At 71.6% G+C, this 14,900-nt stretch carries 13 protein-coding genes; 5 read left to right on the forward strand and 8 right to left on the reverse strand.

Going from position 1 to position 14,900, the window contains the following annotated elements; genetic code table 11:
* The first annotated feature begins 69 nt into the window (after positions 1 to 69).
* Positions 70 to 678, forward strand: coding sequence for a hypothetical protein (locus ASG80_RS16520; protein WP_056732641.1), 609 nt, complete (start codon positions 70 to 72; stop codon positions 676 to 678).
* On the opposite strand, the gene ASG80_RS16525 is transcribed toward ASG80_RS16520, so the two are convergent.
* Positions 675 to 1,994 carry an acyltransferase gene (locus tag ASG80_RS16525; protein ID WP_056732643.1) on the reverse strand — a complete coding sequence of 440 codons (1,320 nt, stop codon included), beginning with the start codon at positions 1,992 to 1,994 and terminating at the stop codon, positions 675 to 677. The two genes, ASG80_RS16520 and ASG80_RS16525, sit on opposite strands and share 4 nt — an antisense overlap.
* Before the next feature lie 50 nt (positions 1,995 to 2,044).
* Here ASG80_RS16525 and ASG80_RS16530 point away from each other — a divergent pair, with 50 nt between their 5' ends.
* Entirely contained in the window at positions 2,045 to 2,479 is a 435-nt protein-coding gene (locus tag ASG80_RS16530) for a hotdog fold thioesterase (protein WP_056732646.1), read from the forward strand.
* Positions 2,480 to 2,508: 29 nt separating this feature from the next.
* On the forward strand, positions 2,509 to 3,240 hold the full coding sequence (locus tag ASG80_RS16535) for a glutamine amidotransferase (protein WP_056732647.1): 732 nt from the start codon (positions 2,509 to 2,511) through the stop codon (positions 3,238 to 3,240).
* A 39-nt stretch (positions 3,241 to 3,279) separates the two neighbouring features.
* Here the strand turns inward: ASG80_RS16535 and ASG80_RS16540 are convergent, their stop codons facing one another.
* The 7 genes from ASG80_RS16540 to ASG80_RS16570 all read right to left on the reverse strand — a co-directional run bounded on the left by ASG80_RS16540 (position 3,280) and on the right by ASG80_RS16570 (position 11,825).
* Positions 3,280 to 5,529: a TIM-barrel domain-containing protein gene (locus ASG80_RS16540; protein WP_056732649.1), complete on the reverse strand. Its 2,250-nt coding sequence runs from the start codon at positions 5,527 to 5,529 to the stop codon at positions 3,280 to 3,282.
* Positions 5,526 to 6,647, reverse strand: coding sequence for a glycoside hydrolase family 15 protein (locus ASG80_RS16545; RefSeq protein ID WP_056732651.1), 1,122 nt, complete (start codon positions 6,645 to 6,647; stop codon positions 5,526 to 5,528). Before ASG80_RS16545 ends, ASG80_RS16540 begins: the two co-directional genes overlap by 4 nt.
* Positions 6,648 to 6,752: 105 nt before the next feature.
* Positions 6,753 to 8,000 carry a sugar ABC transporter substrate-binding protein gene (locus ASG80_RS16550; RefSeq protein ID WP_056732653.1) on the reverse strand — a complete coding sequence of 416 codons (1,248 nt, stop codon included), beginning with the start codon at positions 7,998 to 8,000 and terminating at the stop codon, positions 6,753 to 6,755.
* Positions 8,001 to 8,070: 70 nt separating this feature from the next.
* Positions 8,071 to 8,955 (reverse strand): carbohydrate ABC transporter permease, encoded by an 885-nt coding sequence (locus ASG80_RS16555; protein ID WP_082590526.1) that lies wholly within the window; start codon positions 8,953 to 8,955, stop codon positions 8,071 to 8,073.
* Complete coding sequence (locus ASG80_RS16560; RefSeq protein WP_082590527.1) at positions 8,948 to 9,916, reverse strand: carbohydrate ABC transporter permease; 969 nt, start codon at positions 9,914 to 9,916, stop codon at positions 8,948 to 8,950. Before ASG80_RS16560 ends, ASG80_RS16555 begins: the two co-directional genes overlap by 8 nt.
* Positions 9,913 to 11,121, reverse strand: a complete 1,209-nt coding sequence (locus ASG80_RS16565; protein ID WP_056732655.1) for an ROK family transcriptional regulator — start codon at positions 11,119 to 11,121, stop codon at positions 9,913 to 9,915. Before ASG80_RS16565 ends, ASG80_RS16560 begins: the two co-directional genes overlap by 4 nt.
* Positions 11,122 to 11,246: 125 nt before the next feature.
* Positions 11,247 to 11,825, reverse strand: coding sequence for a TetR/AcrR family transcriptional regulator (locus ASG80_RS16570; protein WP_056732657.1), 579 nt, complete (start codon positions 11,823 to 11,825; stop codon positions 11,247 to 11,249).
* Positions 11,826 to 11,898: 73 nt separating this feature from the next.
* Between ASG80_RS16570 and ASG80_RS16575 the strand changes: the two genes are divergently transcribed.
* Together ASG80_RS16575 and purF are read left to right on the forward strand one after the other, a co-directional pair.
* Positions 11,899 to 13,290, forward strand: coding sequence for an MFS transporter (locus tag ASG80_RS16575; RefSeq protein ID WP_056732659.1), 1,392 nt, complete (start codon positions 11,899 to 11,901; stop codon positions 13,288 to 13,290).
* 145 nt (positions 13,291 to 13,435) lie between these two features.
* Entirely contained in the window at positions 13,436 to 14,893 is a 1,458-nt protein-coding gene (gene purF / locus ASG80_RS16580; RefSeq protein WP_056732660.1) for an amidophosphoribosyltransferase, read from the forward strand.
* The last annotated feature ends 7 nt before the right edge of the window (positions 14,894 to 14,900 follow it).

Raw genomic sequence — 14,900 nt, forward strand, 5'->3', positions numbered from 1 at the left:
CCGTCAAGCGTACCCGCGGCCCGCGCGGCGGACGGTGCCGAGCGAGCGCCGCCGGACTAAAATGGGCGCATGTCGGGGGGCACGCCGTCGTGGGTGATTCGCGAGAACGCGAGTCGCTCGGTTCTGCTTGCCCTGTACCTGCGCGAAGTGCTGGCGATCGCCTCGCCCGTCGAGCTGCCGCGGCTGCGCGACGTGGGCGCCGTGGGCCAGCGCCTCGAGATCGACCAGCACGACCTGCTCGAGCGCCAATGGCGCGCGTGGTGGGCGATGACCGTCGAGCCCGAGGCGCATCCGTCGCCCGTTCCGCTCGAGCTCGTCGACGCCTACGAGACCGAGGTCGCCCTGCCCGTGTCGGGCGCCGAGATCCTCGCCGCCGCGATCGTGCCGCACGCCGAGGCCGCACGCGCGTGGGCCGAGTGGGCGCACCAGGGCTACCGCACCGCCTCGGCCGCACGACGCGGCGACTCCTACCGCGCCTACGCCGGCACGATCGCCGAGCACGAGCGCGAGGTCGGCCGCCGGGCGCACTCGTTCGAGCTCAACGTGGAGGTCGTGCCGCTCGCGGCGCCCGGCGTCTGGTGGATCGGTGCGATGACCGTGGCGGTCACCGATTCACTGCGATCGGATGCCTCGGCGTTCGATGACGCGATCCACCCGATCATCGCCGAGCTCGCCTAGCTGAAGGTCAAATCGTCGAGGCGCCGGGCCGCTCGGACCCGGCGCGCCCGATCGAGGATCACGGATGCGGCGAGCAGCACCGTGCCGCCGACCGCGAGCTGTAGGTCCAGGAACCACTGCATGACCGCGAACGGCGGGACGAACGCGAGCACCGCGGCGACGACGACCGCGGCCGGCGACGGGCGACGGAATCCGTCGGAAATGGCGGTGGCGATCGTCTCGAAGCGCGCCAGCGGCAGCGAGACCGCCCACACCAGCGCGAGCACGACGAGGAGCACGACCGGGCGACTGATCCACCATGCCGGGCTCGCGGGCTCAGGGGCTGCGCCGGGGACGAGGAGGGCGAGGCCCGCGACGGCGACGATCACCGGCAGGTGCCACAGGTAGACCGTCATGGCCCTGCTCCCCACCGCGAAGACGACCGCCTGGGCGGCGCGGGACGACATGAGGCTCGAGAGCGGTGCGTGCAGCACGCTCAACAGGCTGACCTGCGCGACGCCGAGCAGCATGAGCGGCACGGTCGGTGGATTGAGGTTCGTCAGCATGTCCGGGGAGTACCAGCCCGCCTCGACGCCCGGCCATGTGAGCAGGTACGCGGCGGCCGCGAGCCCGACGAGCTGTGGCGCAGTACGCCGACGGAACCAGCCGTCGGCGTACCAGAACCCCAGCTGCTGGGTGAACCCCCAGACGAACACCAGGTTGAGGAGGCCGACGTCGTCGACGCCGGTGGCGACGCGGGCCGCGTCCACCAGGACCGCGGCGGCCGCCAGGATGGCGAGCGTCAGGCGTGGCGCCCGACCGTGGGCCCACGCCAGCACCGGGACGAGGCACTGCACGAGCAGGAACGCGGCGAGGAACCACAGCGGCGTGCCGACGCCCGCGGCGACCGTCTCCAGCAGTGCCGGGTCGACGCCGGTGAGGGTGGCGACGCCGAGCACGACCGCGAAGCACGCGAACAGCGGCAGCGCGGGGGTCGCGAGACGCATGGTGCGGGCGCGGATGAAGTCCACGCCGGTGCCGCCGCGCCTCGACATGCTCCGCCACGACGTCACCGCGGTGAAGCCGCCGAGCGCGAAGAACAGCGGCATGATCTGCCCCACCCAGGTGGCGGCGTCGAACCACGGCTGCGCCTCGAGCGGACGGGAGACCGTGATCGCGCCGGAGCGGTCGAGCCCGACGCCGATCATGAGCAGGTGGATGACGACGACGAGGAGCACGCACGCCACCCGTGCGAGATCCACCACGAGGTCACGGCGGGCGAGGAGCGCGGCGCGGGCGGGGTCGTCGGCGCTGACGACGCGGGTGGGTTCGGGCATGGGTACATCATGGACGGTCGAGCGCTCGTGGCCGTGCAAGACTCGAGCGCATGAGCATCTGGTTCGGCGAGCCCTCCCTCGACTGGGCGAACTCGCGTCGCGACGGCACCCTCCTCGACATCCTCGGGATCGAGATGACCGAGCTCACCGAGGACTCGCTGAAGGGGCGCATGCCCGTCGACGGACGCACCCGGCAGCCCGGCGGGGTGCTGCACGGCGGAGCATCCGTCGCGCTTGCCGAGTCGCTCGCGAGCTGGGGCTCGACCTTCACCGTCGATCCGGCCGCGAACTACTGCGTCGGCATGGAGATCAACGCGAACCACGTGCGTCCCGTGGCCGAGGGCTGGGTCTACGGCGAGGCGCGCCCGATCACCCGCGGCCGCACGACGCAGGTGTGGGACATCCGGATCACCGACGAGCAGGGCAGGCTCGTGTGCGTCTCGCGCTGCACGATGGCTGTGCTGGCGAAGCCGTCGGAGTACTGACGCGCCCGCCCCGCGCGTATCGTGGGGCCGTGAAGCCGTTCGTCCTCCTCGCCACACGCGCCGAGGACCTGCCCGCGGACGAGGAGTACGCCCTCTTCCTCCGCCGCACGGGACTCGACGAGCGCGACCTCGTCCGGGTGCGGCTCGAGGCCGAGCCCATGCCGGCGCTGGACCTCGACGAGCTGTCGGGCATCTTCGTCGGCGGGGGCCCGTTCAACGCCTCGGACCCGCCGGGGCGGAAGTCGCCGGTGCAACACCGGGTCGAGGCCGAATTCGCGACGCTCCTCGACGAGGTCGTGGCCCGGGACTTCCCGTTCCTCGGCGCCTGCTACGGAGTCGGCACCCTCGGCGCGCACCAGGGCGCGACGATCGACCGCGCTTACGCCGAGCCGATCAGCGTCGTGCCGGTGACCCTGACCGACGCCGGGGCGTCCGACCCGCTGCTTTCCGGGATGCCGCAGACCTTCAACGCGTTCGTCGGGCACAAGGAGGCCATCCGGGCGCTGCCGGCCTCGGCGACCCTGCTCGGTTCGTCGCCGACCTGCCCCGTGCAGGTGTTCCGGGTGGGGGCGAACGTGTACGCGACGCAGTTCCACCCCGAGCTCGACGTCGACGGCATCGTCCTGCGCATCCACGCCTACGCCGACCACGGCTACTTCGCCGCCGACGAGCTCGAGCTCACGCTCGCCGCGGTGCGGCGCGCCGAGGTGTCGCATCCGAGCCGCATGCTGCGGACGTTCGTCGAGCGGTACGCCCGGTAGCCGCGGACCGGGCAGGGCCCGCCGGCGGCATCCCGCCGTTCACGACGGGCCCGGGAACACGTCGCGCAGCCGCGGCCATGCCGCCGCCCGCACGAAGACCGGCACCTGGTCGAGCGGCACGGCCGACCGCACGAGTCCGCCGCCGACGTGCGGCTCGCCCGTCCACGCGTCGACCCACTCGCCCGGCGGCAGCGCCGTCTCGTGCTCCTGCTCGCCCTCGGTGAGGACGGGTGACACGAAGAGGTCGCGGCCGAGCATCCACTGCAGCGGGTGCGACCACGCGGTGGCGAGCGTCGGGTGGTCGAAGTAGACCGGACGCATGAGCGGTGCCGACGTGCGGATCGACTCCCGAGCCTCCGCGGCGAGGTAGGGCACGAGCCGCTCCCGGAGCTGCGCGAACGCGCGGAACACGGGCAGCACCCGGTCGTCGTCCGACTGCTCCGCGATGTTCCACGGCGTGCGGTCGCGCGACGGCCGGCGATGGTGGTTGAACTCCGAGTGGTACTGCATGATCGGCACGAACGTCGAGGCGGCCGTGGCCCGCAGGTAGAGCTCGGCGCTCGGCAGCGGCCCCGAGAAGCCTGCGAGATCCCAGCCCCAGTAGAGGATGCCGCTCGCCGCCGCCGAGAGGCCCGCGAACAGCGACCAGCGGAACGCCTCCCACGTCGAGTTCTCGTCGCCCGCCCAGAACGCGCCGTGCGCCTGCGAGCCGGTGAAGCCCGACCGGCTGAAGGTGACCGGCGCCTTGCCCGCCGCCCGCAGCAGGTCGCCGTAGGCGCGTGCGTACGCGACGGGGAAGCGGTTGTTGCCCTCGTCGCCACGTGTGCCGTCGAGGTACACGAGCTCGCTCCCCCACGCGTGCTCGCCGCCGTCGGTCTTGAACCCGTCGATGCCGACCTCGTCGACGAGGTAGCGGCGCTTCTCGGTCCACCAGCGCGCGGCGCGCTCGTCGGTGAGGTCGGGCATGAGCGACAGCGGGAACCACCAGCCCCGGTTGCGGTACGGGCGGAGTCCGCCTCGGCCGTCGGGCTCGCGGATGAGCACCCCCTCGCGGATCGCCGCGTCGGCGTCGGCCCTCGCCTGCCCCTCGGGATGCGGGCGCAGCTTCATCAACGGGACCTGCCAGAGGTGCACCCGGATGTCGCGGTCGTGCAGCTCGTCGACCATGCCCTTGGGGTCGGGCCACGCGCCGTCGGCCGGGAAGTCGAAGTCCGCGAGGCGATGCGGAGCGCCGTCCTCCGAGACGGCGCACCGAGCGTCGCGGAAGGCCGTGAAGGTGCGCTCGTCGCTCCACGCCTCGATGACCACCGAGCCCACCGGCACGTCGTGCTCGCGGTGCAGGTCCATCTGGCGCATGACCTCGGCCTGCGTGTTCCACTCGTTCCCGCTCGCCCACAGCCGGAACACCCAGTCGGGCAGTTCCTCCGGGCGACCGACATCGGCGAGGAACGCGTCGAGCACCTCGGTCGGCGTGCCGTCGTACGACGCGAGCTCGACCGCGGGTTCGCCCGACGCGGCATCCGCCTGCACCTCGACGACGAGGCGGTCGGACGCGGCGGCACCGACGTCGAACCACACGCGGCGCGACGTGCGAACGTGGAAGCCCCAGCCCTCGCCGCCGACGACCTGCGCGAACGGCATGGGCAGGTAGGTCTTGCGCTGCGCGCCCTGGCTCTTGTATTGCTCGAACACGACCGAGTCGAGTGACGTGCGGCGGTGGTCGAGCACGTCGTAGCGCTCGCCGAATCCCGTGACGTGCTCGCCAGGGGCGAGCGGCAGGGCGAAGCGCACGCGGGCGACCCGGTCTCCGTCGGTGAGCACCTCGACGCTGCCCGGCATGATGCGATCGCGTCCGACGACGGTCACGGTGTCGTCGGGCGCCGGGCGCCACTCGGCGGTGGTGGTCTCGAACCAGCGGGTGCGCTGGCTGCGCCCGTCGTCCGAGTGGCCGACGAGGCGATAGCGGATGCCGCTGCCCGCCTCGGGGGCCGGGAACGCGACCGTCCATCCCCCAGCGGCGCGGGCGAGCCGCGCCTGGGCGGACGCGAGGTGGCCGCCGTCGATCGTCTGGCCCCGGGAGGTGCGGGCGGAGCGGGCGAGGGGGAGCCGCTGCTCCACGACGGCGCCGTCGGGGCCGGTGATGCGGAGCTCGGCCTCGACCTCGACCAGGTCGCTGCTCGTGCGCGCGCCGAGTGACAGCAGCTCGCCCGCGACGGGCAGCAGCGGCCAGCGCTGCTCGGTGTCGACGGAGTAGGGGTGCCCCGAGCCGAGCGGACGGTGGCGGATCATGCCGCGACCTCCCCGAGCTCCGCCGCGAGGCGGATGAGCATGGCGTGGCTCCACAGCAGCGGCCGCGCGACCGGCCCCCATCGGTCGATCCACTCGCGCTGCCGTTCGGGCGCGAGGAGGTGGTCGTCGACCTGCTCGGGCATCGCCCCCGCGGCATCCGCGGTGGCCGCCGCCCAGGCGAGGAGCTCGCGCGCCCGCTCGGCGTCGCCCGCTCGCAGGTGGGCGATGCCGAGCATGCACGAGAGGAGCGGCCACTGCCCGCCGCCGAAGAAGGTGTCGTCGAGGTAGCGGTGCACGCCGCCGTCGACCGTGAGGTCCTGCTCGAGCTCGGCGATGGTGGCGCGCCCGCTCGGCGAGCCCGCAGGCACGACGTCGAGGATGCCGACGACCGCTGCGAGGCTCGCGTCGACCGCGGTCGAGCCGAGCCACTTCGCGAGGTGCCCGTCGACCGTGCCGTCCGCTGCGATGCGCTCCCGCACTGCCGTCTCGACCGCCAGGGCCGTCACCGCGCGCGACGCGTCGAGCACGCCGAGCGCCGCCGCCTCGCGGAGGCCGGCCGCGACGCATCCGAGCGTCGAGACGTGCACGTGCATCGCGTGCTCCTCCCACCAGTCGAAGCACGGACGGTCCCACGACGCGCACAGGTAGTCGACGCTGAGCTCGATGGCCCGGCGCCAGCGTGCCGCGTCGCCGCCGTGGCGGCGCACGTGCTCGCCCACGGCCCACAGCCACGTGCCGTACCCGTCGAGCTGGAAGTCCCACCACTCGTCGTCGCCCTCGCGGCCGTCGAAGGTGAAGCGCGTCGCGAGCATCTCCGCGTCGGGCACCGGATGTCCCTCGGCCGCCGACGCGACGATCGACTCGATCTGCATGGCGCGCGCCTCGAGCACTCGGGCGCACCAGTCGAAGAAGCGCTCGGCCGACCCGGTGCGCCCGGCGCTCGACATCCCATCGGCGATGAAGGCGCCGTCCCGGAACCAGCTGTAGCCGAGGTACGCCGAGAACGTGGGGCTCGCCGGGTAGGCGCCGCCCGCATCCTGCAGCGAGGCGATCAGCTCGGCGCTCGCGGCGGCGAGCTCGGGGATCGACCGCTGGCGGTCGGTCGTGGGCAGGGTCATCCGTTGCTGCTTTCGTCGTCGTGCGAGGTTGGTGGGATTCGATGCAGTGGCACGCGAGCGCGGTGCAGGCGGGTGGGGGCCGACCGGCGACCCCCACCCGGGCCGTCAGCCGGCGATCGCGGCGTTGATGCGCTCTTCGGCAGAGGCGAGCGCGTCGGCGACCGTCTTGCGGCCGGACTGCGCCTCGACGAGCTCCTCGGTCATGATGTCCTGCATCTCCTGCTGGCCCTCGGCGACCACCGGAGGCAGCGCCACGTTCTCGAGCGAGTCGAACACCGCCTGGCGGTTCTCGGGGTCCCCGAGCTCGAGGTAGCTCGCGAGGGCGTCCTCGTCGGAGACCGCCGGCAGCTCCCATCCGGCATCGAGCCGGGTCTCGACCATGACGTCGCTCGAGGTGAGGAACTCCGCGAACTTCGCGGCCGCCTCGACGTGCTCCGATCCGGCGGAGACGCCGACCGCGTTCGAGAAGAGCGCGCTCGCCTGCTGGGCGTTGCCCGGCTCCACGGCGATGTCCCAGCCGAAGGGCAGGTCGGCGAACGCGCCGAACATCCAGATGCCCGTGTGCAGCATCCCGAGCTTGCCGTCGGTGAAGAGGGTCGTGTCGAAGTCGGGCGTGCCCTGACCCTCCTCGATCGTCGGCATCACGGTGCCGCTCTTGCCGACGAGCCACTCGGCGGCCTCGATGCCTTCCGGCGAGTTGAAGGCGGTCTTCGTACCCGACTCGTCGAGGAAGTCGCCGCCGTTCTGCGCGAGCACCTTGTAGAACTCGTAGAAGCTCACGGGCTGGTGGTCGCCCCACACGCCGGCAGCAGCGTCGGTGAGCTGCTCCGCCGCGGCCTGCTCCTCCGCCCAGGTCCAGTCGGTGGTCGGGTACTCGAGGCCGGCTGCGTCGAAGAGGTCGCGGTTGTAGAACAGCACGACCGTCGAGAACGAGCTCGGCAGCGCGTACTGCACGCCGTCGGTTTGGTAGGCCTCGAGCACGCTCTGGCGGTAGGCGCCGGGGTCCTCCACCGGCAGCTCGGCGAGCACGCCGTTCGCCTGGTACTGGGCGTAGTTCGCGTACTCGATGTCGAACACGTCGGAGACGGTGCCCGCAGCGAGGTCGGTCTGCAGCGCGGTGCCGTAGTCGGCGTACGGAAGCGTCGTGACGTCGACGGTGATGTCCGGGTTCTCCTCCTCGAACGCGTCGACGATCGTCTGGAGGTTCTCCTCGTTGCCGTCGTTCGAGATGAAGTTGGTGTACGTGATCGTCACCTTGCCGGAATCCTGGCCGCCGCTGTCCGCGGCGCAGCCGCTCAGGGCGAGCGCCGCGACGGCTGCGATGCCGACGGTGGCGAGTGCTGTGGTCCTCATGGTGGGTATCTCCTTCGATAGGGGTGAGGCGTGATGGGTGGTGGTCGGGTGGTGTGGTGGTGCGGCCGGCCTACTTCAGGCCGGTGTTGGCGACGCCCTGGATGACGTACTTCTGGGCGAAGAGGTAGATGGCGAGCATCGGCACGATGCTGACGACGGAGCCGGCCATGACGATGTCCCACTGCGTCGTGTACTGGCCCTGCAGCCCTGCGAGCGCGACAGGCAGAGTCTGCAGCTCGGGCGAGCGCAGCACGACGAGCGGCCACAGGAAGCTGTTCCAGCTGCCCATGAAGGCGAAGACCGCGAGCGTGGCGAGGGCCGGGCGGATGTTCGGGAGGATGACCGTCCAGAAGATCCGGAAGTGCCCGGCGCCGTCGAGGGAGGCCGCCTCGTCGAGCTCGACGGGCACCTGGTTCATCGCCTGCCGCAGCAGGAAGATGCCGAACGCCGCCGCAAACGTCGGGAGGAGCGCGCCGAGGTAGGTGTCGACGAGCCCGAACGCCCGGAGCTCGGCGAACAGCGGGACGACGAGCACCTGCAGCGGGATCATCATCGTCGCGAGGTAGATGCCGAACACGACCGTGCGCCCGCGGAACGGCAGCCTGCTGAATGCGTATGCGGCGGTCGCGCTCGTGAAGAGCTGCACGATCGTCGTGATCACCGCGAGCAGCAGGCTGTTGCCGACGACGCGCGCGAACGGGAGCTGGGAGAACAACTGCGCGTACGGCTCGAGGCTCGCGTCGGCGGGCACGAGCTGCGGCGTCGAGCTGAGCCCGCTTCCGGGGGTCAGCGACGTGACGAGGGTCCAGTAGAACGGGAAGAACATCACGAGCGCCCCGAGCACGATCACGACGTGCAGCAGCACGCTGCGGCCGAGGGCGGCGCGAGCCGCCGGGGTCCGCACCGGTCGCCGCGACGTCTGCACCGGTTCCACTCGGTCGAGGACGTCAGCCATAGTTCACCCACCTCCGCTGTCCGCGGATCTGCACGACGGTGACCGCGAGGATCACCAGGAAGAGGAGCCAGGAGAGCGCGGATGCCTCGCCGGCCTTGCCGTATCGGAAGGTGAGGTCGTAGATCTGCTGCACGACGACCTGGGTGGCGCCGCCCGGACCCCCACCGGTCATCGCATAGACCTGGTCGAAGACCTGGAAGCCGTTGATGAGCGAGATCACGACGACGAAGAACGTCGCGGGCGAGAGCAGCGGCAGCGTGATGGAGAACAGTCGCCGCCACCAGCCCGCCCCGTCGACGCGCGCCGCGTCGACGAGTTCGGGGTCGATCGCCTGCAGTCCGGCGAGCAGGATCACCATGACGAAGCCGATGTCCTTCCACGCCGAGGCGAGGATGATCGACGGCATCGCCCACGCGGGGTCGGACCACCATCCCGGGCCGTCGATGCCGAAGAACCCGAGCACAGTGTTGACGACGCCGTTGCTGGGATTCAGGAGCCAGCGCCAGACGAGTGCGACGACGATCCAGCTCGTGATGACGGGGAGGAAGTAGATGCCCCGCAGCAGCGTGCGGCCGCGCAGCGCGGTGTTCAGTGCGAGGGCGATCGCGAGGCCGCCCACGTAGACGAGCGGAAGGTAGCCGACGATGTAGTACACCGTGTGGAGGAAGATCTGGGCCGTCTCGGGATCGGTGAGGAGCGTCGCGTAGTTGTCGAGGCCGACCCACTTCGCGGGCGCCAGCAGGTTCCACCGGGTGAGGCTGATCCAGGCGGCGGCCACCATCGGCCCGAGCACGAAGGCCACGATGGGCACGGCGCTGGGCAGGAGGAAGGCGAGCACCGTGAGCGCGTACCTGCGTCGAGCGGCACGCGAGCGGCGCCGGGGCACCGGCGGCGGTGCGGCGGTGCGCGCGTCGCGCTCCTCCGTCACCTCGATGACGGCCTCGCCGGCGAAGGCGCTCATGACCGACCCGCCTGCTCGACGAGCCGGGCGCGGATGAGGCGGCCCTGGTCGCCTGCGGCGCCCACGGCGTCGAACGGGGTGGCGAGCACGAGCGCGGCGGCGCCCTGCGCCCAGCTCTCGTCCTGCCACGTCTCCACCTCGACGCGGATGCTGCGCACGTGGCGCAGCAGGTGCGAGCGGAAGGCGGGCTCGAAGCCGAACGACCAGTGCCGCCAGGCCTCGGTGCCCTCTCCGAGCACCACGATGAAGGCCGGAGCGATCGTGTGCACGACGCCGGCGAGGGTGCGGCCGAGGAGCGCTCCGGCCTCGCTGAAGATCCGCTCGGCGCGCTCGTCGCCCGACTCGGCGGCCGCGCGGAGCGAGGCGATGCCACCCGCCGCGGACACGACGCCCTCGGCCCGTGCCCGCGCGACGAGGGCCGCTTCGCCGATGTAGGCCTCGAGGCATCCGTCGTTGCCGCAGCTGCACCGGGGGCCGTCGTCGGCGATCGGGATGTGCCCGATCTCGCCCGCGCCGCCGGACGCGGCGCGAAGCACGTTGCCGTCGACGACGATGCCGGCGCCGACACCCGTTCCGATCGTCACGACGAGGAAGTTGTCGTGCGACCGCCCGAGGCCGAAGAGCCGCTCCGCCACGGCGAGCGCATTGACGTTGTTCTCGACGATCACGGGCAGTTCGAGCGCACGGCGCAGGGCGTCGCCGAGCTCGACCTTGCTCCAGTCGAGTTGCGGCGCGTCGACGACGCCGCTGCCGGGCTGGTCGACGCTGCCGGGCACGCCGACGCCGACGCCGAGGAGCGTGGCACCCGAGCCGCCGGCGATGAAGTGCCGGATGCGGTCGACGAGCTCGGTCAGGTAGGTGCTCGATGCGGCGTCGAACGGCTCGCTCGCCGAGCGCAGCACGCGGCCGTCGATGCCGACCTCCACGAAGGCGACGTGGTCGGCGACGACCTTGACGCCGATCGCGCGACCCGCGGATGCCGCGAGCCCGAGCATCCGCGCCGGGCGGCCGCCGTTCGACGGCGCCTGCTCGAGCTCGACGATGAGCCCGTCGGCGAGCAGGTCGCGCGTGAGCTGGGTCATGAGGGCCGGGGAGACGGCGAGCGCCCGTGCGAGCTCCGCCCGGGACGCCGGGCCGTTCGCGCCGATATGGGCGAGGATCGCCGAGCGAGTGACATCGGTGCGCGGGGTGGGGCGGTTCGCCATTGAAACCTCGGAAGTCGGGGAGCGGGTCTGGAGTTACTTTAGAACTAAATAAAGATCAAAAGCAAGTCCTGCCGACGAACTTCGCTGCGGGACGTGCAGGGAGGAGGGCGCGCCCGCATCGCGGGCTATGCGACCCGCGCGGTGAGCAGCGACACCACGGTCGCCGCGACGACCTGATCGGCGTCGGCTTCGGCGAGTCGCCCCGCCCGCAGCTCGCCCGCGGCGGCGTGGAGGAGTGCCGTGAAACAGCTCGTGAGCCATTCGGCGCTGAGGTCTCGCCGCATCACGCCCTCGCGCTGGCCGCGTTCGATGAGCGCACGCACGCGTGCCATCGGCTCGGCATGGTGGGCGATGATCCGATCGTTCGAGAGCGACTCCTCGGCCGCGCCGAGCAGGCGGTGGAACGTGTCGACGATGCGCCACGACCGGCGGACGAGCCGGTCGAGCGCAGCGAGGGGGTCGCCCTCGAGGTCGAGTTCGGCGAGCTCCGCCTCGGAGCGGTCGATGGTGCGGACGAGCACGGACTCGAGCAGCTGCTCGCGTGAGGAGAAGTGCCCGTACACGGTCACGCGGCCGACACCGGCGGCCTTCGCGATGTCGGCCATGCTCGCGTTCGGATCGACGGCGAGGCATTCGAGCGCGGCATCCAGGATCGCGTCGCGATTCCTGAGGGCGTCGCTGCGCGTGGGACGAGTGGTGGTCACGGCTTGATCCTATCTCGAACAATGGTGTATGAGTTAATAACCCGTACACCAGTGTTCGAGATCGGAGTCTCCCATGACGCATCCGCAGCCCCAGCTCGTCACGGCCGGCGCGACCCGCAGGAACGACCGGATCGCCCTCGTCGTGCTCTGCCTCGCCCAGGCGATGCTCGTGCTCGACGTCACCGTCGTCAACGTCGCGCTCCCCGTGATGAGCCGCGACCTGGGCCTTACCGCCGGCCTCGCCGGTTGGGCGGTCGCGGCGTACGCCGTCCCCTTCGGCGGGCTCCTGCTCCTCGGCGGCCGCCTCGCCGACGTGTTCGGCACCCGGCGGATGCTCCTCGCCGGGCTCGCGGTCTTCACGGTCGCCTCCCTCGCCGCCGGGCTCGTGACGACCGCCGAGTGGTTCCTCGCCGCCCGCGCGCTGCAGGGCGTCGGGGCCGCCCTCCTCTCCCCCGCGGCGCTCGCCACCCTGCTCCACCGATTCGAGGGCGGCGCCCGGCACCGGGCGCTCGCCGTCTGGGGCGCCGTCGGCGGCGGCGGCGCGGCGCTCGGCGTGCTCCTCGGCGGACTCCTCGCCGGCGGGCCGGGCTGGCGCTGGATCTTCTTCGTCAACGTACCCGTCGGCATCCTCGTCGCCATCGCCGTCCCGCTCTTCGCCGTCGCCGCGAGCACCCCCCGCCGTCGGGAGCGGGTCGATCTCGTCGGCGCGCTCCTCGCCACCGCGGGCATCGGCAGCCTCGTCGCCGCGCTCTCGGCCACGACGGCGGGTGAGGTCGTGCTCCCCGCCGCTCTCGCAATCCTCGGCGTCGGGATCCTCGGCGCCTTCGTCGCCGTCGAACGTCGCACGTCGCAGCCGCTGGTGCGACTCGAGCTCGCGCGCTCACGCCCCGTGGCCACCGGGTCCCTGCTGATGCTCGTCGCGACAGGCCTCCTCGTCGGCGGGTTGTTCATGTTCTCCTTCGAGCTCCAATCGGGCGCCGGATGGTCGCCGGTCGCGACCGGGCTCGCCTTCCTGCCGATCTCGGTCGCGGTGATCGCGGGCTCGCATACCGCCGGACGCCTCGTCGGGCGGGTCGGCGCACGGATCGTCGCCTCGCTGGCGCTCCTCGTCGCCGCAGTCGGCCTCGGCACCACCGCGGTCGCGATCGCCGTCGGCGGGGTCGAGACCCTCGCGATCGCCGGCATGACCGTGGGTGGGCTCGGGCTCGGTGCGGCCTTCGTGTGCGCGAGCACCACGGCGCTCTCGGGCGTCTCGGCCACGGAGGCGGGCGCGGCATCCGGGCTGCTGAACTCCTTCCATGAGCTCGGCAGCGCCGCGGGCGCCGCAGGGCTCGGGGCGATCGCCGCCACGAGCATCGGGCTCGGATTCCAGGCGGCGACCGGCATCGCGGTGATCGCGGCGGTCATCGCGGCGATCGCGATGGCACCGGGGGTGACGCGCTCGAGCGCGCACTTCGTGCACTGAGCGGATGCCGCACCGCACCATGTGCCGCGGCATCCGCTCAGCTGAGCACCGACCTTCGCTCAGGCGGCTCACACGCGCGCATGTGGGAGGATGGATCGTCCAGCTCGGACGCATCACCCCACCCCCCCGAGGAGCCATCGCTCGCATGTGCGGCATCGTCGGCATCGTCTCCACCGAGCCCGTCAACCAGCAGATCTACGACAGCCTCCTCCTCTTGCAGCACCGCGGCCAGGACTCCACCGGCATCGCCACCGCCGACGGCCCCGTCTTCCACATGACGAAGGCGCGCGGGCAGGTGCGCGAGGCGTTCCGCACCCGGGACATGCGATCGCTGCTCGGCAACATCGGCCTCGGCCACGTGCGCTACACCACGAAGGGCGCCGCCGAGCGCGAGGAGGAGGCGCAGCCGTTCTACGTGAACGCGCCGTACGGCATCATCCTCGTGCACAACGGCAACCTCACGAACACGCGCGAGCTGTCGGGCGACCTGTTCTCGATCGACCGCCGCCACGTGAACTCGACGAGCGACACCGAGATGCTCCTCAACGTGCTCGCCACCGAGCTGCAGGGGCAGATCAAGGGCCTCGAGCTCGACCCCGACCAGGTCTTCCGCGCCGTCGAGCTGGTGCACGAACGCGTCGAGGGCTCGTATGCCGTCATCGCGATGATCGCCGGGTACGGCCTGCTCGCGTTCCGCGACCCGTTCGGCATCCGCCCGCTCATCCTCGGCAAGCGCACCACGGACGCGGGCAAGGTCGAGTGGATCGTGGCATCCGAGTCGCTCGTGCTCGAGAACGGCGACTACGAGGTCGTTCGCGACGTCGAACCCGGCGAGGCGATCTTCATCTCGCTCGACGGCGAGATGGTGTCGAGGCAGTGCGCGCCGAACCCGCGCCTCGTGCCGTGCTCGTTCGAGTACGTCTACCTCGCCCGACCCGACTCGATCATGAACGGCATCTCGGTGTACGAGGCGCGCCTGCGCATGGGCAACCGCCTCGCGACGACGATCGAGACGCACATGGACAAGGGCGACATCGACGTCGTCATGCCCATTCCCGACTCGTCGCGGCCCGCCGCGATGCAGGTGGCGCAGAAGCTCGGCATCGAGTACCGCGAGGGCTTCTACAAGAACCGCTACGTCGGCCGCACGTTCATCATGCCCGGCCAGGCGCAGCGCCGTCGTTCGGTGCGCCAGAAGCTCAACGCGATGGGCATGGAGTTCAAGGGCAAGAACGTGCTCATCGTCGACGACTCGATCGTGCGCGGCACGACCTCCAAGGAGATCGTCGAGATGGCGCGCGCCGCCGGCGCCAACGAGGTCACCTTCACGTCGGCCGCTCCCCCGGTGCGCTACCCGCACGTCTACGGCATCAACATGCCGAGCCGGCAGGAGCTCATCGCGCACGGCCGCAAGATCCCCGAGATCGCCCGCGAGCTCGGCGCCGACCACATGATCTACCAGGAGGTCGCCGACCTGCAGGCGGCGATCACCCAGGGCACCCCGATCGAGCAGCTCGACATGTCGTGCTTCACGGGCGACTACGTCACCGGCACGGTCACCGAGGAGTACCTCGGGTGGGTGGAGAAGACCCAGCTCAGCTGAGTTCGGC

It is taken from the genome of Agromyces sp. Soil535, from assembly GCF_001428255.1.
Taxonomy (GTDB): domain Bacteria; phylum Actinomycetota; class Actinomycetes; order Actinomycetales; family Microbacteriaceae; genus Agromyces.